This window comes from Shewanella youngdeokensis, from assembly GCF_033180165.1.
GTDB lineage: Bacteria > Pseudomonadota > Gammaproteobacteria > Enterobacterales > Shewanellaceae > Shewanella > Shewanella youngdeokensis.
Genome location: NZ_CP136522.1, coordinates 2,627,769 through 2,653,035, shown reverse-complemented (window position 1 = coordinate 2,653,035; position 25,267 = coordinate 2,627,769). Strand labels below are relative to the sequence as shown.

Below are 25,267 nucleotides of genomic sequence, written 5' to 3'. Positions count from 1 at the left end.
AATGTATATATTCAATATAAATACTTTAGACTGGGTTTAGGAATAAACTCAGTCTAAAGCGTAAAAGAGAAAGTATTGATTACTCTGGTGCGACAGCACTGTTTTTATAGGCGTCCCGATATTTGTCTACCCACATTGAGGTGGCGCCGCAAATCGCCACGGGCATCACTACAAAGTTAACAACAGGGATCATTGAAAATAACGTAACCGCTGCGCCAAAACTAAAGCTACTGCCTTTGGTTTGGTTAAGGGCAAACTTCATGTCTTTAAAAGGCACTTTATGGTTATCAAACGGATAGTCACAGTATTGTATCGCCATCATCCATGCACTAAATAAAAACCATAAAACAGGCGCAATAGTTTGGCCGACAAAAGGTACTAAAAACAGTAACAAAAAGATAATCGCTCTAGGTAAATAGTACTTTAGCTTTGTCCATTCACGACTAAAAATACGAGGCAAATCTTTTATTAAATCAATACTGCCGCCAGTGTTAAGAGGTTTGTTGGTCAGAACTTGTTCGACTTTTTCAGCCAATAAGCCATTAAAAGGTGCTGCTAACCAATTCATCACAGAGCTAAATATAAACGATAACACGACTAATAGCGCGAGTATGGCAAGTGGCCATAGAATAAAGTTAAGCCAACTTAAAAATTCAGGTAGTTGAGCCGACAACCAATCAAAGACTTGTTCAAGTTGGCCGACTGCAAAATAAATTAACCCAGCAAACAGGACTAAGTTAATCATCAGAGGTATAAACACAAAACGTCTTAAGCCCGGCCTTTTGATTAAACTAAAGCCTTCTAAAAAGTAATTAACACCACTTTTATTTATTACTTGGTTGGTTTTATTCATAGATTTTCTATATCGGTAAAATACGCATTGTAATGATTGTGAGCCAGCCAGTTTTTTATCTCAAGTAAAAAGCGCCGAATAACAAATAAAAACGTTACAAAATAGAGGCGTTTTTGGTAAAGTTACCCCTCGTATATCCCATCAAATATAGTCGCTAATTAAATAGCGTGGAAGTGACCAAAACGGCATCATGAGACTTAAACAGATAAAACTTGCCGGATTCAAGTCATTCGTCGATCCAACCAAAATTCCCTTACCAAGTCCATTGACAGCCATTGTTGGCCCTAATGGCTGTGGTAAATCAAATGTCATTGACGCAGTGCGTTGGGTGTTGGGCGAAAGCTCAGCTAAACATCTGCGTGGCGACTCGATGACCGACGTTATTTTTAATGGTTCTACAGCCAGAAGACCCGTGTCGGTTGCTAGCGTAGAACTCATATTTGATAATCAAGATAATAGAATCGTCGGTCCTTATGCGAGTTATCAAGAGATTGCCGTTAAAAGGCAAGTCAGCCGAGAGGGTGATTCGAATTATTTTCTTAATAACCAAAAATGTCGCCGTAAAGATATTACCGATCTCTTTATGGGGACTGGGCTTGGGCCGCGTAGTTACGCCATTATTGAACAAGGCACAATTTCTCGCCTGATAGAATCTAAACCTCAAGAGCTCAGAGTTTTTATTGAAGAAGCCGCTGGGATCTCACGCTATAAAGAGCGCCGACGCGAAACGGAAAACCGTATCCGCCACACGCGGGAAAATTTATCGCGCTTGGGCGATATTCGTTCTGAATTAGCAAAACAGCTCGAAAGGTTAGCAGAACAAGCTGAAACCGCTAAGCAATATAGAGGGCTAAAGCACTCTGAGCGCGAATGTGAAGCCGAGTTAGTGGTGTCGCGTTACCATGAGCTAAACAAGCAAACTGCCGTGCTAAACCTTCAAATCGGTAAATTAGAGGTGCAGCAAGCCAGCTTACTGGCAGAGCAACAAAAGCTTGAACTTGGGTTGACAGAGTTAACCCTACAATTGAGCGAACTTGATAGCCAAGAGCACGCTAAGGTTGAAGCCTTTTATCTGTCTAAAACCCATATTGCAAAGTTGGAGCAATCGCTCAAACATCGTGAGCAACAAGATGAGAGCTTAAACTTGCGCCTGCAACAGCTCACAAAAAAGCGTGCAGAACAACAAGCTCAATTGGATAACGACAGTCAAACATATGCTACTTTGCAGGCGCAGCAGCAACAATCATTGCCAGAGTTAGACCGCTTACAACATCAAGTGAGCGATGAGCTCTCACAGCTTGAAAAAGCTAATTTACGCTTCAGTGAGCTGTCAGAACAATTACAAACATTGAGTGCACAAACTGCAAAATGCCACTTAGCAGTTGAGATGAATAAGAGTAAGCGCGAAAACAGCGCGAGTGAGCAGCGTAATAAACAGTTGTTGGTTGGTAAATTAACCGACAAAAGTGAACAACTTGCACAGCAGCTAACCGAACTTAAAAGTCATTCATACACGGCGCAGTGTGAGAGTTTAATTAGCGATATCGCTAATGAACAAGAAATTTATGATGAGCTGACCGCAACCATTGAGGCTCAACAAAGCCAACAAAATACGCTTAAAGCTGATATCGAAACGCTGAAAGTTAAACTGGCAGATGAAAAGGGCCGTTTATCGGTTGTGTCGCAACTACTGCCAGAAGAGACTGATCCAACCCTAACACCGTTATGGCAAGTTATCGATGTGACGCCCGGCTGGGAAAGTGCCGTTGACCTGCTGTTATCTAATATTCTTAATACTGCAGTTCTCCGTGATGACGCTACTCACCGTGACGTTGGCTTTATGCCACATGCCACGGCTGATGGGATTATCAAAACACCGGTTAATTTACAGCCTTGGTTGAGTCAGGTTCAGTGGCTCGCAACCAAAGAGCAAGCCTTGCAGCAGCGGGGTGAGATCAATGCTAACCAAATGTTTGCCACCGCCGACGGTTACTTGGTTGGTGTTGACTTTATTATTGAAAAAACGACTGAGTCGGGTTCATTAGTTGAACTTAACAACGAATATATCGCGCTGAATGAAGCGGTTAGTCAGTCAGAAATAAAACTGAGCACGTTAACCCAAGCATTGCTGGAGCAGTCACACACATTAGCTCCCTTGCAATCGGGATTGCAGCTTAAGGCGCAACAAATCCAAGCGCAAAAAGTCGCGTTAGCGGGGTTACAATCACAAGCAGCAGCAGTTGAGCATCGCGTCGCCGACGCGCAGAAACAGTACGAGCAGCTGCAAGTTGAACTCACAGATACCAAAACTGAACTTGCCAAGCTATCGGTTCAAGTTAGTACTTTAGAAGAGCAAACCAGCGTATTACAGCAGGCGTTCGAGCAAGTATCACTGCAAAAGCAAACTGTAGAAACCGAAAAGAAAGCGGCCTTTAATTTATTAAATAATATTAAAGACATGCTCAACTCTTCTGAGCTAGCGCTAAAGAACAGGCACAGCCAAGAACAAGGTGTTAAAACACAAATAGCATTAATTGAGCAAAAAGTTAATCACCATAAACAGGGACTAGCAGAGCTGCTGCAAGCTCAGGCTCAAATAGTTGACCAGCTTAGCGATCAAGAAAACAACCATGCCGATACCAATATTCAACCGTTAAAGACGCAATTAGCTCAAGCACTAAATGCTCAGCAAATACAGCAACAAGCATTGAGTGAGATAAGGCAGCAACAAGCTGGAGTACAAGAACTGTGCGATAGCGCAGGAACGAATAAAAAACAACAGCTTGCAAAGCTAGAAGACTTGACTCAAACCATGAGCACGTTAAAGTTACGTCGTGAAGGTTTGAAAGGGCAGATAGATAGCCAATTCAGTTTAATCTCTGAGCAGGGTATTGATATTGAGCAGGTTTTATCAAAACTGGATGACAGCCGTAATACATTATGGCGCCAAAAAGAGTTAGAACGTTTACGGCTTGAAATTGAAAAGTTAGGTGCAATCAACCTTGCAGCCATTGCTGAGTTTGAACAGCAAAATGAACGGAAAAGTTATTTAGACAGTCAGGATGCAGACTTAAACTCAGCCTTGAACAGCTTAGAAGAAGCTATTCGTAAAATTGACACTGAGACCAAGAGTCGATTTAAAGATACTTTTGACAAAGTGAATCGAGATTTAGGCATTTTGTTTCCGAAGGTCTTTGGTGGCGGCAGTGCATACTTGGCTTTGACAGATGATGATCTGTTGGAAACGGGCGTGACGATAATGGCGCGGCCACCGGGCAAGAAAAATAGCACGATTCATCTGCTTTCTGGTGGAGAAAAAGCGTTAACGGCTTTATCATTGGTTTTTGCTATATTCATGCTCAATCCAGCCCCTTTTTGTATGTTGGATGAAGTAGATGCTCCGCTGGATGACGCTAACGTAGAACGTTTTTGTCGTTTAGTAAAAGAGATGTCACAAACCGTACAATTTATATATATTAGTCATAACAAGATCACCATGGAATTGGCCGATCAACTTATCGGTGTGACTATGCATGAGCCCGGCGTTTCGCGCATTGTGGCGGTAAACATTGATGAAGCGGTAGCGTTAGCTGACGCAGAATAAACAATAAGAGATACAGGGTAACCAATGGAAAATTTGCAAGTGGTGTTGCTTCTTTTAGGTGCGATAGCAATCATAGCGGTATTAGTGCATGGTTTTTGGTCAATAAGGAAACAACAACCAAAAACCTTAAAGCAAAGCTCTATGGCTGATATCAGCAGTGACCGTCGAGATGCTGATGGTTTCGACAATCATGGTATTGGTGCTGTTAGGGTGATAAAGGCTAATGTTGAGACCCCTGCTGACGAAACAATCAATGATTCAGTTGCAAGTCATAGCGACAATACAGCCCATAAAGCTGCCATGCCCCCCCAGAGGATGATGCATTTAGTTTAAGTGAAGCGCCGGTGAAAAAAGCACCACGACCAGTTCATGCCCCTCGTGTTGAACCTTCATTAACCGCGACCGAACATGAGCCACCAGTGCAATCGTCTTTATTTGCTGCTGAAGAAACGCCTTTAACTGCAGAGCCCGCGCCTGCAACGGCTGTCGAGCCAGAGCCTGTAGTTGAGCAAGAGCCTCCTTTGGCGGAGCCGCAAGATGTATTAGTATTACATGTTGTTGCCCAAGAGGGTGAAACATTAAATGGTGCAGAATTATTACCTTGCTTACTGACATTGAATTTCAAATTTGGCGATATGAGCATATTTCATCGCCATGAAGACAATGCAGGTAAAGGGAAAGTGCTGTTCTCTATGGCCAATATGGTCAAGCCAGGTGTGTTTGACCCTGACAGTATGGAGCAGTTTTCAACACAAGGCGTGGTGCTGTTTATGACATTACCGTGCCATGGTGATGCACTGCGTAATTTTTCTATTATGCTTAATTCCGCAATACAAATCGCCGATGACTTAAATGGCATCGTGCTCGATGGTGGCCGTGATGAATGGCTTGAAAGCACGAAGCAAAACTATATTCAACGGATTAAAGCGCAAGTTTAGTTTAGGCAAGCTTAATCGCTAACCGGTTTTTTAAGAGGTCGCTTCGGCGGCCTTTGTTATTATTTGGACTACATGTATGCACGCTATTGAACTCGAAATCGCAGAGCTAACCGATCAATTAAATCAGCATAATTATCATTATTATGTTGATGATAATCCTACTATTCCTGATGCAGAATATGACCGATTACTTAAACGTCTAATTGAGCTTGAAACTGAGCACCCAGCGTTGTTGAAGGCAGATTCTCCAACCCAGCGCGTTGGCGGTGAGGCATTAGCAAAGTTTGAGCAAATAACTCACTTAAAGCCGATGTTAAGTCTTGATAACGTGTTCGACGAGTCAGAGTTCAGTGCCTTTCATTCTCGCATCACCGATAGGGTTGGTACAGAGCTAACTTATTGCTGTGAGCCAAAACTTGATGGTTTAGCGGTGAGTATTTTATACCGTGATGGCATTTTTGAACGCGCCGCAACTCGTGGCGATGGGCAAACGGGTGAAAACATCACTGAGAATGTGCGTACGATTAAGTCGATTCCGTTAAAGCTTCGGGGAGACAATTTCCCACCTTTAGTTGAAGTGCGTGGAGAAGTCATTATGCCGCATAAGGCATTTGATGCACTCAACAAACGAGCTCAGGCAAAAGGCGAAAAATTATTTGTTAACCCACGTAATGCTGCTGCGGGTAGTTTGCGCCAACTTGATAGCAAAATAACAGCCAGTCGCGCATTAGGCTTTTATGCTTATGCATTAGGCGTCGTCGAACCCGAAACGTGGGAACTCGCTGACAGCCATTACGGCCAGCTAGCGCAATTACGTTCTTGGGGCGTCCCCGTTAGCCAAGAGGTAAAAGAGTGCGCTGGTGTCGCTCAAGTGATGGAGTATTATAATGATATTCAGCAGCGCCGCAGTGCTCTAGAGTTTGAAATTGATGGCGTTGTGATAAAGGTTAACCGTATTGCGCAGCAGTTAAATCTTGGATTTGTGGCTAAAGCACCACGCTGGGCTACCGCCTTTAAATTTCCGGCTCAAGAAGAGATGACCTTGTTAGAGGGCGTTGACTTTCAAGTCGGGCGCACCGGTGCTGTTACGCCAGTTGCACGTTTAAAGCCAGTTTTTGTGGGCGGGGTGACAGTATCGAATGCGACTTTGCATAATGCTGATGAAATTGCACGGCTTGGCGTTAAAGTCGGTGACAGCATTATTATTCGCCGTGCTGGCGATGTTATTCCGCAAATTGTAGCCGTTGTCGCTGATAAGCGCCCTGACAATGCCGCTGACATAGTTTTTCCGACACAATGCCCTGTGTGCGACAGTTTAGTCGAGCGTATTGAAGGTGAAGCCGTTGCTCGCTGTACAGGTGGACTATTTTGTGAAGCCCAGCGTAAAGAAGCAATAAAGCATTTTGCTTCAAGAAAAGCGCTTGATATAGACGGTATGGGCGACAAAGTCGTTGAGCAGCTCATTGATAAAGAGTTAGTACAAAGCCCTGCCGATCTATTTAAATTGACCGCTTCAGCTATGACCATGTTGGAACGTATGGGGATGAAGTCGGCGACAAAATTGGTTGCGGCAATTGAAGTGGCTAAGCAAACCACGTTTTCACGTTTTTTGTACGCGTTAGGGATCCGTGAAGTGGGCGAGGCCACGGCTGCCAACTTGGCGGCATACTTCAAAACGTTGCCAGCACTTAAAGCGGCGAATGCAGAAGCGTTTATTAAAGTTGATGACGTTGGAACCATTGTTGCTGCACATTTAGAGCACTTTTTTGCTCAACCGCACAACATTGAAGTAATTGATAAACTGATTGAAGCTGGTGTGAGTTGGCCTGTTATTGAAGAGGTGGCTGAAGAAAATTTATCACTCAAAGGCCAAACATGGGTGTTAACCGGAACGTTAACCGAGCTTAACCGCAATGACGCTAAAGCGCAGTTACAAGCATTAGGTGCCAAGGTTGCAGGTAGTGTGTCGAAAAATACCGACTGTTTAGTGGCTGGCGCAGCCGCAGGCTCTAAATTAACTAAAGCCCAAGATTTAGGGATAAAAGTGATTGATGAAGCTGAGCTGATTGCTATTTTGTCGTAAATGCTCATGTGTAAAATAAGCGCCTTTTGGCGCTTTTTTTTATTGCTAAAGTGAGCCGCAATCATGCAGGAATATTATGTTGTTGAGATATGCTTCATCTTTTAGGGTGGCGCCTGGCGAGTAATTGTACTGCACAGAAGTAGTACCAGTCATAGTTACATTAAAAGCGGACAGCGCAGTTTAACCACAATGGTTAATCGGTATCTTAAGCAATACATCGTTATTGTTGGCAGTTTATCATTGAAAAGAAAACGTTTATCACCATATCTTCTGTATTGTGACAAGTATTAATTAGACGATCTAATTACAGCAAAGGAAACGCATTGAATTTCAGCAACATTACCTGGTTAGATGACAATGGGCATATGAAGCCACCATTGATGCTGTATTTGATCTTGGTGTTTATTGCACGTGGCTGGTGCGTATTAGTGGCCTCATTAACGCAGGCGAGTGATAGAGCTGGTTTGGTTGCTTTGGTATACCCTCAAAAGGCCGACTTTTTAATGGCCTTAATGGCAGGTTTTGGTGCTTTAGTTGTATATGCGATGATAATTGCTGAAAGAAAGCGATCTCCAGTGTGGGTGCAACCCATGTTTCGTTATGCCAGATGGTTATTACTGGCGTTACTGTGCATTGATGCTGGCCTGCTAATTCAGCGTGTTGTGCATTCGCACTATGTCTATAGTTGGACTGTTGGTCTTGATGCTCTCATCCTTTTTTGGAGTTCGTTATATTGGTTTAAATCTAAGCGACTGACTCATTACTTTGCTGATTGGCAATCACATGACCCCGCTAATTGAGCTACGAGCATCATGTTTTTGACTATTTGATTAACCTTAGGCCTGTTTGGGGGGCCCACAACTACCACACCTGCGTTATCCCTTTTCAACAAGCTACTGACGAACGTGTGCATTAAGCCGTAAACAGGAGAATTACCAACGTAGGCGCAGTGTTATTGGATATTTGCGCTGTATTTTCAACTAAAACCGTAAAAAGCTGATTTATAACCTGTTATTGAGGTAATAAAAATATTATGATCATACTGTAATCAATTTGTAACCCAAGTGCTTTAGCTATATTCTTGCTTCAAATTCACTTGAACTGACCTCAGCCACATGAAAGCGGCTTTTTTATTACAACAGTGCATTTTGCTGGAGCATTCTGTCATGTCAAAGGGCGTTAAAATACCTGTGTCGCAACTGATGGTTGGCATAACAATCAAATTGCCATTGTCATGGACTCAGCATCCCTTTCTGTTTAATCAATTTGAAATTGAAACGACTGCACAAATAGAAATAGTTAAGAGTTTAAATCTGACTTATGTGTACTTAATTGCTGGTAGAGAATTAATTAATGCTACTCAAAATGTGCCTATTGTTGCTGTCGTTGAAAAAACGCCTGAAGAGCATGCCGAAGAGCAGTTGGCTTCACTGCGAAAATCATTAAGAATTAGCCAAAACCGTTTTCAAAAATGCGCTTTTGAATGTCGAACCGCTTTTTCGAAAGTGAGTGCCGAACCCGAAAGAGCCTTTCGTTCTACGGCGGGTTTAGTTGAAGTTTTGATGGACCATATCAAAGAAACTCCCACACCCAATTTAGCATTAGTCTCCAGCGTTGACGAAGCGGGGATTAACGAACACTGCGTTTCAGTCGCGGTATTATCGATGATGTTAGGTTCGGTGGTAAAATGTTCTGATGACGAGTTACGCGATATTGCGATGGGGGCATTACTGCATGACGTCGGTAAGCAAAAAGTGCCCGATGCTATTCGGCGCAAAAAAACTAATTTGTCTGAACACGAAATAAACTTTTTAAAAATGCACCCAAAGTTTGGTTATGACTTAATGACCAAACAAGATATATTTCCAGAAACTGTATTAGATATTGTGTTACATCACCATGAAGCCGCCGATGGAAGTGGTCACCCTGACGGTCTAAAAGGCGATGCCATTGCGCTTACCACTCAAATTGTGGCGTTGGTAGATGATTTTGAATCCATACTTAGAGTGAAAGGCCGTTCACCACAAGTAGCGCTAGGCTATTTATTTAAAAATAGAACAGCAAAACACTCGCCAGCTTTGATCTCTGCATTCGTCAAAGCACTTGGTATATACCCACCAGGCACACTCGTGCAGTTAACAAATGGTCAAGTTGCTAAAGTGCTTGTCACAACTTCTGTTGTTAAGCAGCCACATGTGTTTGCTTGTGACATAAATGGCGACAATAGTGCGTTTAGATTCTTGATAGAAGAAGATATAGCGATTGAGAAAGTGATTAAAGCTGATGAGCTTAGCCATGCGGCAGAAAAAGCGCTGGATCCAATGAAAGCTATCAGTTTTTATTTCAGCTCGCTTTGATTCGAATGGAGGATAACAATGGTAAAATCGGTTTGTGTTGTCGGTTGCGGTTGGTTTGGGCTCTCGTTAGCAAAAACACTGGTTAACCAAGGGCTAGCCGTTAATGGCACCCGTCGCAGCCAGATAGATGCTAATGCACTCAGTCAGTTAGGAATTAAGGGGACAGCAGTTGATTTATCACTGACAGAGGAGTTAAATCGTAATCAAGTCGAAATTCAAACGGCGCTCAATACCGATTGCCTTGTGGTGTGTATTCCGCCAGGGTTTAGAAAAGATGCTGACGGTTATTTAACGAAGTTAGCAAGGTTAGTTGAGCTTATTAAAGATATAGCCTACCAAAAAGTAATTTTTATCAGCACGACAGGAGTTTATCCGCCGGTAGATAGGTTAATGACGGAGTGCGATGCCACTGCGTATTCTGATAAGAGTAATAAATTGCTTAAGGCTGAAGCGATGTTTGCCAAGATGAGCAATAGTTGCGTCGTGCGTTTTGCTGGTTTAGTTGGGCCGAAACGACACCCAGGTCGATTCTTGGCAGGAAAAATTGATTTAGCCCAGCCTAATGCGCCAGTTAATGTTGTTCACCTTAACGATTGTATTGCTGCAGTGTCTAAGCTGATGTTTGAAGCGAGCACATATGGAATTTATAATGTTTGTGCACCGTTGCACCCTACACGTAGAGCATTCTATCAACAAGCCAGTGATGATTTAGGCTTAACAGCCCCATTATTTATAGATGATGCCATTGGTGGTAAATTAATTAGCAGTGAGCGATTGATTAAAGAGTTTAATTTTGAGTTTCAATTCAGTAATCCAACGGATATGCTGTCAGCTTGTTAAATATTGAGGAAAAATATGCATCAGTTTAAAGTATTTGTGGCCGGTGTTTTTGTACTATGCACGTTTTTACTGCCATTAAAAAGTGTCCATGCACAGCAATATATCGCTGGTGTGGATTACGTTAAAATTGCAGGGATCCCTGAAGGCAATAAACCTATTTTAAGAGAGTTTTTTTCATATAATTGCGGACATTGTTATCGACAAGATGCTTTTTTTGAAAAAACAACGCACCTGCTTGGAAAAGATGTTCAATTTGAAAGAACCCCTATAGGCGGTGGCCGCGCAAGCTGGGTATTAAGTCAGCAGGCTTATTATTTAGCGCAAAAGTTTAATGTGACTAAACAGGTTCATAATACGATATTTAAGCGTATTCATGAGCAGAACAGTGCTTTTACTCGCCCAGAACAACTAAAAGCTTTTTTTGTTAGCCAAGGTATCGAAGCGGCAGAGGTTGATAAGGCGATGGCGTCGGCTGATGCCAAACTTGCGTTAATGAACTACGACACTCAAGCGCAGTTATCAGGGATCCGCGGTGTGCCCTCTTTAGTCGTTAATGGACAATACTTGATTAAGGCAATGCCTCATTCAGCTCAAGCGTTAGCGGAACTCATCACCTATTTGAGTCAACTTAACGACTAACATCAACAATGTTGATACACCAATTACAGCCCACTTTATGTGGGCTTTTTTGTACCTGTAGTTTACCTATGTCTAATACCTTGGTCTAAATTAGGGTTGGTGTGTAAATGTAGATTAATACGTAAATCTTAATTAAGTTGTTGTAATTTATGGCTTTAAAACTGTGGCGTGAGTTTGTGGCCAGCCTAATTAGACTAAGGTCTTGATTGTTGTTCAGAACACGCTTGTTAAGTTAGCTCCTGATTAAATAAAAAATTAGCACATGGGAGTCACTATGAGTTTAGAAAAAAACGAAAATCAAGATGCGGCGGATGGCTATTGGCGTGAAAACTTACGCCTCGTACTTGGACTGTTAGTTATATGGGCTGCTGTCTCATTCGGGTGCGGTATTTTACTGGTCGATGTACTCAATGAAGTTCATTTTATGGGGTTCAAATTGGGTTTTTGGTTTGCACAGCAAGGTGCTATGTACGTGTTTATAGCCCTTATTTTTGTCTATGTTGCAAAAGCAAATGCGCTAGACAAGAAATACGGTGTAGAAGAAGACTAAATTTCCGATAACAAAAAGGAGTCATAGAATGGACGTACAAACACTTACTTATTTGATTGTAGGGTTTACTTTTGCCCTATATATCGGGATTGCGATCTGGTCTCGCGCGGGTTCTACGAATGAATTTTATGTTGCCGGTGGCGGTGTGCCTCCAGTAATGAATGGTATGGCCACTGCTGCAGACTGGATGTCGGCAGCTTCGTTTATTTCACTAGCGGGTATCGTTTCATTTACCGGTTACGACGGTTCGGTATATTTGATGGGTTGGACCGGTGGCTATGTGCTACTTGCTTTGTGTATGGCTCCATACCTACGAAAATTCGGTAAATTTACCGTGCCAGACTTTATTGGTGATCGTTACTACTCGCAAACTGCTCGTACCGTGGCTGTGATCTGTGCCATCTTCATTTGCTTTACCTACATTGCAGGTCAAATGCGTGGCGTTGGGGTAGTATTTTCTAGGTTCTTGGAAGTTGAAGTTGAAACTGGCGTATATATCGGCATGGCCGTTGTATTCTTTTACGCTGTATTAGGTGGTATGAAGGGGATCACCTATACCCAAGTTGCTCAATACTGTGTGCTTATTTTTGCATTCATGGTTCCAGCTATTTTCATTTCATTGATGATGACAGGACATATACTACCTCAACTTGGTTTCGGGGCTGAATTGATTGATGCTGCTGGCAATGGTACGGGGGTTTATCTGCTTGATAAACTCGATGGATTATCCGCTGAGCTTGGTTTTTCACAATATACCGAAGGTTCTAAGAGCATGATTGATGTGTTCTTTATTACCGGTGCGTTAATGTTTGGTACTGCAGGTTTACCACATGTCATTGTGCGGTTCTTTACTGTTCCTAAAGTAAAAGATGCTCGAGTTTCTGCGGGTTGGGCACTGGTGTTTATTGGTATTATGTACACAACATTGCCTGCGTTATCAGCTTTCTCTCGTGTCAATATGATTGAAACCATCAATGGGCCGGACTCAACAGGTGTTACTTATGAAGCGGCGCCAGACTGGATTAAAAACTGGGAAAAAACTGGCCTTATTGAATGGGATGACAAGAACAATGACGGTAAGATCTATTACGCTAAAGGTGCTGAAAGCGAAATGAAGATTGACCGTGACATCATGGTCTTAGCTACGCCCGAAATTGCTAACCTTCCTGCGTGGGTTATTGCACTTGTCGCCGCAGGTGGCCTTGCTGCAGCCTTATCGACGTCAGCAGGTTTATTGTTGGTTATTTCAACGTCGGTCTCCCATGACTTACTTAAGAAAAACTTCATGCCTGATATCTCTGACAAAAAAGAGTTAATGTATGCGCGAATTGCTGCTGCTTTAGGTGTTGTAATGGCAGGGTACTTTGGTATTAATCCGCCAGGTTTTGTTGCAGCGGTTGTTGCCATCGCCTTTGGGTTGGCTGCTTCATCGTTATTCCCAGCTATTGTCATGGGTATATTCTCTAGAACAGTTAACAAAGAAGGTGCCATTGCGGGCATGGTTATCGGTTTACTATTTAGTGCCTCTTACATTGCTTACTTTAAGTTCATTAATCCAGCTGCCAATAATAGCGACAACTGGTTCTTAGGTATTTCACCTGAGGGGATTGGTATGCTAGGTATGATGATTAACTTTGCTGTTGCCTTTGCTGTTAGTAAAGTCACTGCAGCAGTACCAAAGGAGGTTGTTGATATGATTGAGTCTATTCGTATTCCTAAAGGAGCTGGTGAGGCACAAAATCACTAAATTTGAATACTAAAAAGTATAAAAGAGCGCATTAGGCGCTCTTTTTTTTGGAGCTATAAAACTGAACTGGCCTTTAGTCGAATAGGTTTTTGATCAAGGCTAGCGCTATAGTAGTTAAAGGCTAAGTGATAGAGGGATAACAATGGATGCTAGTGAGTTACAGCCGATTATGCTATTTCTACAACAATGCGTGCCTTTTATGTCGCTGGATAAAGCTGCTTTGTCGCAATGTTGTCGCTCATTAACCGTAGGTTATTACAGTAAAGCATCAGGCTTTGTGCCATTAGAGCCTGAAGAACCACAGCTTTATATTGTAAGAAGCGGAGCCTTTGAAGTTAGAGATACTAACGGCGAGTTACTTGACAGGCTTGCTGAAGGTGACTGTTTTGGTTTTCCATCGTTATTATCCGGCGAGCAGGCTAGTAATCGAGTTGCTATTTTAGAAGATGGGTTGGTTTACCATTTACCGGCAGACATTTTTAACCAGCTTCGTAATCACTGTCGAGAGTTTGACCGATTCTTTAATAAAGCTTTTGCTAAAAGGTTACGGCTGCAAGGTCGATTTAAAGCTAAAGATTTAACCACCACGAGCCGTATTACCACATTAATGTCTACCACCCCGCTGACTATTGATCCAAGAGCGACGGTTGCAGATGCTGCCCGGTTGATGCGTAATTCAAGAGTTTCATCAATTTTGGTAATTGATAACAATAAGCTTGTGGGCATATTAACCGACAAAGATTTTCGTGACCGAGTACTTGCCGAAAATTTTGACGGCAGCTTATTAGTTAATCAAGCAATGACTGCGGTTCCTATCTCGATTGAATCAACGGCTTTAGTTTTTGAAGCCATGCTTATGATGAGTGAACACAATGTTCATCATCTCCCCGTGGTAGATAACGGGTTAACAAAAGGGGTGATAACCAGTACCGATATTTTAAGAGGGCAGAGCTCTCAACCGCTATTACTGATCGGAGCAATAGAGCGCCAAAAAGATCTCACCAGCTTATTGCAAGTGAGCAAACAAATCCCACTATTATTGCAAAATCTTATCAGTGCAGATGCGCGAGCAGAAGAGATAGGCCGAGTGCTAACGTCGGTTACAGATGCATTAACTCGGCGACTTATCGTGCTTAATCAGCAAATTTTAGGCCAAGCTCCTATGGCATTTTGTTGGTTAGCTTTTGGTTCGCAGGGGCGTCAGGATCAAGTGGCCTGTTCCGATCAAGACAATGGTTTGTTATTAGCACATGAACCTGATGCCGTTGCTGCAGGGTATTTTGATGCACTGGCTAAGGCCGTTTGTTCAGGCCTAGATCAATGTGGCTATATTTACTGCCCAGGTGGCATTATGGCGCAAAACCCTAAATGGCGAATGTCACTTAAGCAATGGCAAAGTGTATTTGATCAATGGGTTAATGCACCAGAACCCAAAGCCCTAATGCATAGCAGTATATTTTTTGATATGCGGTCAGTTTATGGGCCAAAATCTCTGTTTGATGCGCTACAAGGTGAGGTCGTAAACAACACTAAAAATAACGATATTTTTCTTGCTGGGCTTACCGGGAATTCTTTGACCCGTACTCCTCCATTGGGATTTTTTAGAAAATTTGTTTTGGAGCGAGACGGTTCAGAAGTAAAAGGGATTGATTTAAAACATAAAGGCAGTGCGCTAATTAACGATATCGCACGAGTATATGCATTGTCAGCAGGCATTAAAGAGGTTAATACCGCTAAGCGGATCAGAGCGTTAATGGAACATAATATCATTAACCGTAAAGATGCGTTGAACTTAGCTGACGCCCATGAATTTATTGCTCATATGCGCTTATCCAATCAAGGTTACCAATATACCCACGCCAAGCCAATCACCAACTATTTAATGCCCAAAGACTTGTCTTCTCTTGTGCGGCACCAATTAAGAGATGCATTTAAAGTGGTACATGATGCGCAATCGGGGTTAAAGCTAAAAATGATGCGGAGTTATTAACTGTAGTGAAAAGATGGTACCTAAAAAGCAAACTTCGCTGGTGTACTTTAAGAGCAACTCACCATACGATTACTGATTATTATCAATGTATGGCAGACATTTTTTCAAAACCGTTGTCTGAAACTCGCTTAATGGCAGTTGACCTTGAAATGACCGGCCTTAATTCACAGTTTGACCAAATTTTAAGTATCGGTATTGTACCTATTTACAATGGCTTACTTCAACTCGCTAACGCTAAACAGATTTTAGTTAGTATTGACGGTAGTGTGGGTGACAGTGCCACAATTCATGGCATTGTCGATCGGCAGCTTGAAACTGCAGTTTCTGCAAAAACTGCGATGGAGTGGTTTTTAAAGCAAACTCAAGGTCATGTATTGGTCGCACATCATGCTCCATTAGATCTTAGTTTTTTGAAAGCTGAGATCCATCGTTGTTATGGTGAGCCAATCACTTTTATTGCTATCGATACCTTGTTACTAGAGAAAAGAAGATTATTGTTGCGGCATGAGTTAATTAAAGAGGGGTCTTTGAGGTTAGATGCTTGCCGTGCTCGATATGGCTTACCTGTTTATGCGGCGCATGATGCCACTGTCGATGCTTTAGCATGTGGCGAGTTATTGTTAGCGCAAATGGCAGCGATTGCAGGGCAAGGTCAATTAAGGTTAATTGACCTTGTCCAGTAAAATTATGACTTTAGTTAGTTTAATTGTCAGTGGGCATATGCAAAACTAGAAAAGCGACTCAATAAGGCATTGAAGAGGTGATGGCTGGAGTTTAATCATGTTACCGCTTAACTTTCAATAGTATTGATTATTTGCCCCCATTTGGTTAATGCGTTTTTTATATCGTTTTGTTGGTAGGGTTTGTTAATAATTTCGTCCATTCCACAACTATAACATTGCTCTGTCTCGACTGAAGTTGTGCTGGCGGTTAAAGCTATAATGGGCTTGGAGTAGCCTTGCTTTCTTAATCGACTCGTCGCTTCAAAGCCATCAACGATCGGCATTCTGCAATCCATAAAAATAATATCAACACTATTGTTAGCTAAATAGTCCAGTGCTTCTTGGCCGTTGTTCGCGATAATGGGGTTTATTTTAAATTTGACCAACATCATTTTAATCATCATCTGATTAACTTTGCTGTCTTCAACCACTAAAACATCGAGTGTTTCAATTGGGTAGTGTGCTTGTGGTGCTTCTACATCGGCAACTCTATCTTCTACAATCGTAAGTGGCAAAGTAACACTAAAGCAACTGCCTTGACCAAAAACTGATGTGAGTGATATTTCCCCTTTCATCTCATCGACTAATTGTTTACAAATCGCAAGCCCTAGACCGGTGCCTTCATGTGAACGGTTGCTGGTATTGTTAACTTGAGTGAAGGGATCAAACAGTGTGCTAATTTTATTCTCAGGGATCCCACAGCCGGTATCTTTCACATTAAAACAGAGGGATTGGTGCTGCCAAAAAATATCGACAGTAATTGCCCCTTTTTTGGTAAATTTAATCGAGTTACCGATAAGGTTGACCAAAATTTGTTTGATACGATCTGGGTCGCCCAGTAAGGTATTGGGGATTTTGTCATGATAATGATAGTTAAAGGTTAGGCCAAACTCTTCTGTTCGTTGTTTGAAGATCTCAAAAATCATCTGACACAGTTTTGAGGGAGAAAAACTCACTTCAACAATTTGCAGCATTCCTGCACTCATTTTACTCAAATCGAGTAAATCATTAATAATGACCCGTAATAACTCACCGGATTGATGCATTGTGTTGAGTAGTTGCTGTTGGTAAGTAGACAAAGGGGTATCGAGCATCAGCTCTGCTGAACCGAGTAAACCATTGAGCGGTGTGCGTAACTCATGGTTTATCATGGCAACAAAATCACGAGTGGACTGTTCAGAAGATTCAGCTCGTAATTTTTCTTTAATGGTATTTTCTAACAGTTCTTGCCGGCGTTGTGCAGCACTTATCATATCGCAGAAAAGCAACAATTGTTTTTCGATGGTATTTTGCCATGAAGTCGGTGATTCGATAACCAGAGTTAAACTACCTAGTATCGTGTCTTCGGATTTTATCAGCAGTTTGATTTGTTTGTGGTCATCAGACCAACACAGTGTTCTTTTGGCGGTGCTTAAGTGTTGTAATAAAAGTTTGTCACCGGCGTAAAATGAATCAAACTGATTTTCCTGAAGCGGTGATTTAAATTTAATGCGGCTAGCTTTGATATTTTCGATACTGGTAAAATCATTAATCAAACGCTGTAAAAGCATGTTTGAAATAGGTTTTTTTAACAATATTTGGTTGTAGTCGAGTAAAATTGATTCTAAATAGGTTTTAAATTGCAGGAGTAAAATACCCTGTTTAGATTCTTCTTTTATATCTACGAGCGAATCTTCAACCAGCTGTTTGGCGCTATACAGCTCTCTACTTTTTTCTTCCAGCAGCATTTCAGCTGCCTTTTTGGCTGCTTTCTCTCGGGCTATTTTTCGGGTCAGTAATTCAAGCTTTTTGGTTAAGGCTTGGATTTCATCATTTGCCATTGAGTTAATTATACCTTCCTTAGTTATACACGGGTAAGCGTAAACCTGACCTCAGATCTATCTTCGAGTAAAGGCGTCATTTTCACATCGATATTTTCACTAAAATGTTCTGCACAGCCTTTGATCAAGCCTAAACAGACATGCGCCATACAACGGGCGGATATATAGTCCATTACTAATTCACTTTGGGTGGCTGAGATAAAATTGAAAGTAGGGGGGTTTGCATTGGCATACAGCTTCTTTACTTCAACATGAATATACTCTTCGACACTGTTTATAAACTCAAAAGTAGAATTGGATTTTCCCTCAAGGCCTGGCATGCTATTGAATAAGGTCATAAATACATACTTTCCATAGACCTCTTGCAGATCTTCAACTGACACACCAGTCAGCTTACTGAGCGTGACAATGAGTTTAACTAAATCGTTATGGTCATAGGTGCCAACACTGGTATAAACGCCTTCATTGTCATTTTCATCGAGCATCTGCTGGCAGGTTTCTAAACCAAAAGTATCTTCAACTAGTTCTAAAAACTCAGTAAAAATGATCCCTTTCATGTCAATATTCCCTCAATAATCACTTATTATAAAGTAGTGTATTAATTAGGTTTATTCAATGAGGCGGCAGACTTTTTTATGTACAGCGTAGACTCAATATTTTGATTTGATTTATGTTCCACTACCATATAACTGGGTTGTGCGATTGGAGGTATTTTGAATGTAGCTCGAATAGTTTTAAGTTATTTGGCGGCTAGAGTGGGCTAAGTTTATCTAAATTTTGATATTTTTTGAGGCACAAATTTTTTCAAGCTCAACACAGGCAAAAACTATAAAGTAAAAATATAAACACCGACAGATTAGTCGGTGTTTATGAGATAAGGGCTAATTATTTACAAAAGTGTTTAACCGCTTTGCTAACTAACTCGATGCCTGTTTTATCGCAAGGTGGTAGTTCGGCGTTACTATTGTTGATTGGGGTTACCCGATCGCCCCACTTGATTAACGCGGCAGCTGAGGTCAAACCAGCGCCAAATGCACAAGACAAGATGGTTTGGTTTGGTTTGATTTTCCCCTGCTCAAGCGCGTCGCAAATCGCGATAGGGATTGTCGCTGCTGAAGTATTGCCGTAGTTGGCAATATTGACGATGGCTTTTTCTTTAGGAATTTTCATACGGTTGATTAATGTATCAATAATACGCTCGTTAGCTTGATGAGGGATTACCCAATCAATGTCATCTTTTTCGATTCCGCACTTCTCGATAACTTTGTTACTTAGTTTCCCCATGCCCGCGATAGCGCGTTTGAAGATCTCTTTACCGTTAAATTCAATATAAAAATCCAGTGAAGAAGCTTCAAATCTGTCCATCGAAGTACCAAATTCTGATTTTAGAATATCGCGTCCTGCAGGATCATTGTTTAATTCATAGCCCAATACACCAATGGGTTGATCTGTTGCTTCTAGTATAACCGCCCCAGCACCATCACCGAATAAAACTGCTGTTTCACGGCGAGACCAGTCTATGAAAAACGACAACCTTTCAGCGCCAATAACCAGAACTTTCTTACTTTGGCCGCTTTGGATTTGAGCACTTGCTAAGCCTACACCGTATAGAAAACCGCTGCATGCCGCATTGATATCAAAGGCAGCACAGTTTGCCCCAATATTTGCTTGTACTGTTGATGCAATGTTTGGGATTAAAGTGTCAGGTGTCGCGGTAGCTAGAATGATCATATCTATTTCGCTGCCATCAATCCCCGCTGCTGCCAATGCGCGCTTAGCTGCAACTGATGCAAGCTCAGAGGTATTAACATGGCTAATATGTCGCTGGCTGATCCCTGTGCGAGGTTTAATCCACTCATCTGAAGTGTCGATAAATGTAGCAAGGTCATCATTAGTTAACGTTGCTGGTGGTAGACATTTACCCCAACCTGTAATTGTTGCGTAGTGCATTTTAGTGCTCTCTCAAAAATAAAAAGGCAGAGCTTAAAAGCTCAGCCTTGGCAATCCGTATGAATAAAAGCTTAACAACTAATTTACTTTCTAACAGTGAGCTAGCCCGCTTGTTTGCCAACTAAAGCTCTAATTTCTTCTGCAGCATTAAGGATATGATTTTTCAATAGTGCCGTAGCTTTACCTACATCGCCTCGTTTACAGTATTTTAATAATTGTCGGTGATCTTGTTGTGCTTTTGGAATCCCGCTAGTTAAAATTAACTGTAGGCGAACATAGCGATCGCAATTGGTATGTAAGCTGTTTATCACCTCAATGGTATGAGGGCGGTTGGCCGCTTGGTATAAACGTGTATGGAACTGAGAGTTCAACCCACTCCAATCCTCAATTTTGCTTTTGTCCTGTAAAATAACATCTAGCCTATCTAAGGTATTTTCAGCTTCAGATATATCAACAGCAGTCATATTTGGAATAGCTTTAGCGAGTAAATCTGATTCAATTAAAGCTCTCAAGTCGAATAATTCAGTAACTTGGGTAGTTGACAATGTTGTTGCCGATGCGCCTTTATGTGCTTCAAACTTAACTAAGCCTTCAGCTTCTAACTGCAGCAAAGCTTCTCGAACAGGGATCCGGCTTACATTCATTTCTTCTGCTAAAGGACTTTGACGCAATGGCATACCTGCCGCGATTTCGCCAGAAAGAATTTTCTCTCTTAAAACTTCGACGACAACCTGAGTTCGCGTTTTATGAACGACTGGCGCTGATATGTTCATAGATAATTTTTGTTGTTGATGATAATTCTAGATTAACGCTTAAATAATTATAAAGAAAGAGAAATTTATTGTACAAACGCATTCACAACATAGAGTAATATTCGAAAAAATTTCATTGTAGCTTGTGTTATTGCTAAATATAGATGATTAACAAATATACAATTGGAAGAGTGGGAATATTTCAGCATATTGTTCCGTTAACCCTATAAATTTAAGCAGTTGCAGATTGCTAATAAGCAGCTATTAAAGTGAGGTGTCATAAATATAATGCTGATAATGAAGAGGACTCTTGCAATTATTTTTAGCTAGTCATTCTGAATCTACTTTAGGTGTATCAGTAGCATAGAAAATAGAAGAATAACTTATACTGTTAAAGCCTTGAGAGTTGAAGGTAGTGAAGTTAAATATCGTCATGAGCGTCACTATAGTTCGCATACAAAAATCACTTGAATGTAAAATAGCGATGAAATCAAGTTGGTCGTAAAAGTGAGTAACAGCCGAGTTGTAAATTACGGCTAATGAACAAAAATCGGAACCACGTAATTATTGTTGTACTGTTATATAGTGCTGCACACTCGGAGTGTCACAAAGCTTTTGAGCGGCTTAGTGTTCTAATGTAAGTTGTCGGTGTTGTGGGCGGAATTGTTATTAAAAGCTTGTTTGCCACTATAGATAGTCAGTAGCAGTTGTGCTTATCGTACGGTATATGGCAACTTCACGGTGCAATTTACAACAATGAATGAAATAATATAAAGATAGGTCATAGAAGAGATAGTATTTTGAAACGAGCAGTATTTATTGACAGAGATGGTGTGATTAACGTTGACCATGGTTATGTACATCAGGTAGATGATTTTGAATATATAGACGGTGTGTTTGAAGCTTGTGCGCAGTTGAAAGAAGCAGGCTTCCTTTTAGCCGTTGTGACTAACCAGTCAGGAATTGCTCGGGGTTTATATACCGAAGATCAGTTTCACAGCTTAACAGAGTGGATGGACTGGAACTTTGTTGATAAAGGTGTTGAGCTTGATGGTATATACTATTGTCCGCATCACCCTGAAAAGGGGCTTGGTGAATATAAGGTTGACTGTAATTGCCGTAAGCCAAAGCCGGGTATGTTAAAAACTGCAGCGCAGTTCCTAAAAATAGATTTATCTCGCTCAGTCATGGTTGGTGATAAAAGAGATGACATGCTAGCAGCTAAAGCGGCAGGCGTACCTACTCGGATCTTAGTTCGTACCGGTAAGTCCGTGACTGATGAAGCCGTTGCGGCAGCCACAATCGTGTTAGATTCCATTGCAGATGTACCGGCTTACTTAGCCACTAACTCTTAAACGGCCATTTGCTGATTCTAGTTGCGCACCAATGAACGTCGTATTTGATTACGCTATCGATATAGAGTGAATGGTTAGATTTTATTGATCATTCACTCTATTCTTAACATCGCAATTCTAATCAATTAAGAGTTAAAGCTGTGAAATTGTGTTGATAAACGAGCAATCTGCTCAAGTGAAAGGGCTAAATTCAATTCAGCAGTATTTTACTTAATACATTTTCTAGGATTTTTCGTTTACCTCTAGCCATTATTGCATTGGCGCAGATACTTCCATGCTGACTTTACCATAAGCGGGCTTTCTACTTAGTGAACGGAATATAGGGCTGTTCAAGCGTAATCTATATATACATGCCTCTATTTATACCGGTATTCAATGCCCAAAAATATTCACTTAATCGTGATAATCAAAATAATGTGCAGACAAGAGCCAGTAAAAAGAGCCTGCAACCACGTATAACTGTGCGTAATGCGATGTGTAAACGTGCCTAAGTGGATAGCATAGACGCTTACTTGATAGCTAATAAGCGCTAAACGGCGTGTTTAACGTTCAGATCGTTGATTAAGTATCCACTTAAACGCTCAAGATAAAAATATTTGCTAAACTCTATTGTGCTCGGCAAAGATTTCCCTATAATACGCATCCACTGACACGGCACAGTAGGCCAACTAACTTATCGCAAGGTGAGGTAGCACGGGACTTGCAGCAGTGTTAGAGGGTTAAATCTTCTCGAAGAATGAACCCAGGTGATAAGCGCTTAAAGGGCTTCTAGTTTTGGTTTTGATTAAGAAATCATCGCTTGAAAAACTTCTTAAAATAAGCACTTGACGCCGACACTGGAGAGTGTAGAATACGCCTCCTCAAACCAACGACCTAGCGTCTTCGGCGAGACTTGAAAGATTAGTCTCACGCTCTTTAACAATATGACAAGCAAATCTGTGTGGGCACTCACAGGTGTTGAGTTATTCGAAATTGCTTCTTAGGAAGCAATCAAAAATATTTCTCAATGAACCACTGAGTGACCATAGCAATATGTAAACTTCGAAAGTCTTCGGGCTTTTGAAAAGCAGTATAATTCATTGAGCCGCTTTGCTCTTAACGGAGTAAAGCAAAAAACTTTAATTGAAGAGTTTGATCATGGCTCAGATTGAACGCTGGCGGCAGGCCTAACACATGCAAGTCGAGCGGTAACACAAGGGAGCTTGCTCCTGAGGTGACGAGCGGCGGACGGGTGAGTAATGCCTAGGTATCTGCCCAGTCGAGGGGGATAACAGTTGGAAACGACTGCTAATACCGCATACGCCCTACGGGGGAAAGGAGGGGACCTTCGGGCCTTCCGCGATTGGATGAACCTAGGTGGGATTAGCTAGTTGGTAAGGTAATGGCTTACCAAGGCGACGATCCCTAGCTGGTCTGAGAGGATGATCAGCCACACTGGAACTGAGACACGGTCCAGACTCCTACGGGAGGCAGCAGTGGGGAATATTGCACAATGGGCGAAAGCCTGATGCAGCCATGCCGCGTGTATGAAGAAGGCCTTCGGGTTGTAAAGTACTTTCAGTGAGGAGGAAAGTTCAAGTGTTAATAGCGCTTGGGTGTGACGTTACTCGCAGAAGAAGCACCGGCTAACTTCGTGCCAGCAGCCGCGGTAATACGAGGGGTGCAAGCGTTAATCGGAATTACTGGGCGTAAAGCGTACGCAGGCGGTTTGTTAAGCGAGATGTGAAAGCCCTGGGCTCAACCTAGGAACTGCATTTCGAACTGGCAAACTAGAGTCTTGTAGAGGGGGGTAGAATTTCAGGTGTAGCGGTGAAATGCGTAGAGATCTGAAGGAATACCGGTGGCGAAGGCGGCCCCCTGGACAAAGACTGACGCTCATGTACGAAAGCGTGGGGAGCAAACAGGATTAGATACCCTGGTAGTCCACGCCGTAAACGATGTCTACTCGGAATTTGGTGTCTTGAACACTGGGTTCTCAAGCTAACGCATTAAGTAGACCGCCTGGGGAGTACGGCCGCAAGGTTAAAACTCAAATGAATTGACGGGGGCCCGCACAAGCGGTGGAGCATGTGGTTTAATTCGATGCAACGCGAAGAACCTTACCTACTCTTGACATCCAGAGAATTCGCTAGAGATAGCTTAGTGCCTTCGGGAACTCTGAGACAGGTGCTGCATGGCTGTCGTCAGCTCGTGTTGTGAAATGTTGGGTTAAGTCCCGCAACGAGCGCAACCCTTATCCTTATTTGCCAGCACGTAATGGTGGGAACTTTAGGGAGACTGCCGGTGATAAACCGGAGGAAGGTGGGGACGACGTCAAGTCATCATGGCCCTTACGAGTAGGGCTACACACGTGCTACAATGGTCGGTACAGAGGGTTGCGAAGCCGCGAGGTGGAGCTAATCTCATAAAGCCGGTCGTAGTCCGGATCGGAGTCTGCAACTCGACTCCGTGAAGTCGGAATCGCTAGTAATCGTGGATCAGAATGCCACGGTGAATACGTTCCCGGGCCTTGTACACACCGCCCGTCACACCATGGGAGTGGGCTGCACCAGAAGTAGATAGCTTAACCTTCGGGAGGGCGTTTACCACGGTGTGGTTCATGACTGGGGTGAAGTCGTAACAAGGTAGCCCTAGGGGAACCTGGGGCTGGATCACCTCCTTACCTATACGACTAACTCACATCTGAAGTATGCAAATACGTTTGAGTGTTCACACAGATATGCTTGTTATAAAGAAAGAGCAATATACGTTGGGTCTGTAGCTCAGCTGGTTAGAGCGCACCCCTGATAAGGGTGAGGTCGGTGGTTCAAGTCCACTCTGACCCACCAAAATCTTTTGTTTCTCCTAAATGAAGATTTTGTATTAACGTATTTTGTTTGACTGCATGTAAATGGGGCTATAGCTCAGCTGGGAGAGCGCCTGCCTTGCACGCAGGAGGTCTGCGGTTCGATCCCGCATAGCTCCACCATTTACTTTGCCTATTATCATTTGATAATTAGTAGACTTACTTTTCTAGCTGATAAGTGAGGCATGCATTGGATAGAGATGCCAAAGATAAACATAAAAT

16 protein-coding genes, 2 tRNA genes, 1 rRNA gene and 1 pseudogene are annotated in these 25,267 nt (G+C 42.2%); 15 read left to right on the top strand and 5 right to left on the bottom strand.

Annotated features, from left to right (window positions below; all coding sequences use genetic code 11):
• Nucleotides 1–79: 79 nt before the first annotated feature.
• Nucleotides 80–853, bottom strand: a complete 774-nt coding sequence (cysZ, locus tag RGE70_RS11305; protein ID WP_310471554.1) for a sulfate transporter CysZ — start codon at nucleotides 851–853, stop codon at nucleotides 80–82.
• A gap of 190 nt (nucleotides 854–1,043) precedes the next feature.
• On the opposite strand from cysZ, the gene RGE70_RS11300 reads away from it, so the two are divergent.
• From RGE70_RS11300 to RGE70_RS11250, 11 genes and pseudogenes are all read left to right on the top strand, one after another.
• Nucleotides 1,044–4,457 (top strand): chromosome segregation protein SMC, encoded by a 3,414-nt coding sequence (locus RGE70_RS11300; protein WP_310471553.1) that lies wholly within the window; start codon nucleotides 1,044–1,046, stop codon nucleotides 4,455–4,457.
• Between the two features lie 24 nt (nucleotides 4,458–4,481).
• Nucleotides 4,482–5,395: pseudogene (gene zipA / locus RGE70_RS11295) on the top strand (cell division protein ZipA).
• A gap of 76 nt (nucleotides 5,396–5,471) precedes the next feature.
• On the top strand, nucleotides 5,472–7,478 hold the full coding sequence (ligA, locus tag RGE70_RS11290; RefSeq protein WP_310471552.1) for an NAD-dependent DNA ligase LigA: 2,007 nt from the start codon (nucleotides 5,472–5,474) through the stop codon (nucleotides 7,476–7,478).
• Nucleotides 7,479–7,801: 323 nt separating this feature from the next.
• Nucleotides 7,802–8,278 carry a DUF2919 domain-containing protein gene (locus RGE70_RS11285; protein ID WP_310471551.1) on the top strand — a complete coding sequence of 159 codons (477 nt, stop codon included), beginning with the start codon at nucleotides 7,802–7,804 and terminating at the stop codon, nucleotides 8,276–8,278.
• 366 nt (nucleotides 8,279–8,644) lie between these two features.
• Nucleotides 8,645–9,835 (top strand): HD-GYP domain-containing protein, encoded by a 1,191-nt coding sequence (locus tag RGE70_RS11280; protein ID WP_310471550.1) that lies wholly within the window; start codon nucleotides 8,645–8,647, stop codon nucleotides 9,833–9,835.
• Nucleotides 9,836–9,853: 18 nt separating this feature from the next.
• Nucleotides 9,854–10,675 carry an SDR family oxidoreductase gene (locus RGE70_RS11275; RefSeq protein ID WP_310471549.1) on the top strand — a complete coding sequence of 274 codons (822 nt, stop codon included), beginning with the start codon at nucleotides 9,854–9,856 and terminating at the stop codon, nucleotides 10,673–10,675.
• Between the two features lie 15 nt (nucleotides 10,676–10,690).
• A complete protein-coding gene (locus tag RGE70_RS11270) occupies nucleotides 10,691–11,314 on the top strand; it encodes a thiol:disulfide interchange protein DsbA/DsbL (protein ID WP_310471548.1) in 624 nt (207 codons plus the stop codon).
• Nucleotides 11,315–11,588: 274 nt separating this feature from the next.
• On the top strand, nucleotides 11,589–11,864 hold the full coding sequence (locus tag RGE70_RS11265; protein WP_310471547.1) for a DUF4212 domain-containing protein: 276 nt from the start codon (nucleotides 11,589–11,591) through the stop codon (nucleotides 11,862–11,864).
• A gap of 28 nt (nucleotides 11,865–11,892) precedes the next feature.
• Nucleotides 11,893–13,611 (top strand): sodium:solute symporter family protein, encoded by a 1,719-nt coding sequence (locus RGE70_RS11260; protein ID WP_310471546.1) that lies wholly within the window; start codon nucleotides 11,893–11,895, stop codon nucleotides 13,609–13,611.
• A 142-nt stretch (nucleotides 13,612–13,753) separates the two neighbouring features.
• Nucleotides 13,754–15,601 (top strand): DUF294 nucleotidyltransferase-like domain-containing protein, encoded by a 1,848-nt coding sequence (locus RGE70_RS11255; protein WP_310471545.1) that lies wholly within the window; start codon nucleotides 13,754–13,756, stop codon nucleotides 15,599–15,601.
• Between the two features lie 5 nt (nucleotides 15,602–15,606).
• The gene (locus RGE70_RS11250; protein WP_375087849.1) at nucleotides 15,607–16,284 is read left to right on the top strand and encodes a 3'-5' exonuclease; all 678 of its coding nucleotides are present in this window, start codon (nucleotides 15,607–15,609) and stop codon (nucleotides 16,282–16,284) included.
• Nucleotides 16,285–16,391: 107 nt separating this feature from the next.
• On the opposite strand, the gene RGE70_RS11245 is transcribed toward RGE70_RS11250, so the two are convergent.
• The 4 genes from RGE70_RS11245 to RGE70_RS11230 all read right to left on the bottom strand — a co-directional run bounded on the left by RGE70_RS11245 (nucleotide 16,392) and on the right by RGE70_RS11230 (nucleotide 20,866).
• The gene (locus RGE70_RS11245) at nucleotides 16,392–18,143 is read right to left on the bottom strand and encodes an ATP-binding protein (RefSeq protein WP_310471543.1); all 1,752 of its coding nucleotides are present in this window, start codon (nucleotides 18,141–18,143) and stop codon (nucleotides 16,392–16,394) included.
• Nucleotides 18,144–18,166: 23 nt separating this feature from the next.
• Nucleotides 18,167–18,700, bottom strand: coding sequence for a heme NO-binding domain-containing protein (locus RGE70_RS11240; protein WP_310471542.1), 534 nt, complete (start codon nucleotides 18,698–18,700; stop codon nucleotides 18,167–18,169).
• Between the two features lie 328 nt (nucleotides 18,701–19,028).
• A complete protein-coding gene (locus tag RGE70_RS11235) occupies nucleotides 19,029–20,093 on the bottom strand; it encodes a ketoacyl-ACP synthase III (RefSeq protein ID WP_310471541.1) in 1,065 nt (354 codons plus the stop codon).
• 101 nt (nucleotides 20,094–20,194) lie between these two features.
• Nucleotides 20,195–20,866, bottom strand: a complete 672-nt coding sequence (locus RGE70_RS11230) for a GntR family transcriptional regulator (protein ID WP_310471540.1) — start codon at nucleotides 20,864–20,866, stop codon at nucleotides 20,195–20,197.
• A gap of 779 nt (nucleotides 20,867–21,645) precedes the next feature.
• Between RGE70_RS11230 and gmhB the strand changes: the two genes are divergently transcribed.
• The 4 genes from gmhB to RGE70_RS11210 all read left to right on the top strand — a co-directional run bounded on the left by gmhB (nucleotide 21,646) and on the right by RGE70_RS11210 (nucleotide 25,168).
• Nucleotides 21,646–22,200 carry a D-glycero-beta-D-manno-heptose 1,7-bisphosphate 7-phosphatase gene (gmhB, locus tag RGE70_RS11225; protein ID WP_310471539.1) on the top strand — a complete coding sequence of 185 codons (555 nt, stop codon included), beginning with the start codon at nucleotides 21,646–21,648 and terminating at the stop codon, nucleotides 22,198–22,200.
• Nucleotides 22,201–23,319: 1,119 nt separating this feature from the next.
• Nucleotides 23,320–24,862 (top strand): 16S ribosomal RNA (locus tag RGE70_RS11220).
• A gap of 89 nt (nucleotides 24,863–24,951) precedes the next feature.
• Nucleotides 24,952–25,028: transfer RNA gene (locus RGE70_RS11215), tRNA-Ile, on the top strand.
• Between the two features lie 64 nt (nucleotides 25,029–25,092).
• Nucleotides 25,093–25,168: transfer RNA gene (locus RGE70_RS11210), tRNA-Ala, on the top strand.
• Nucleotides 25,169–25,267: the final 99 nt, after the last annotated feature.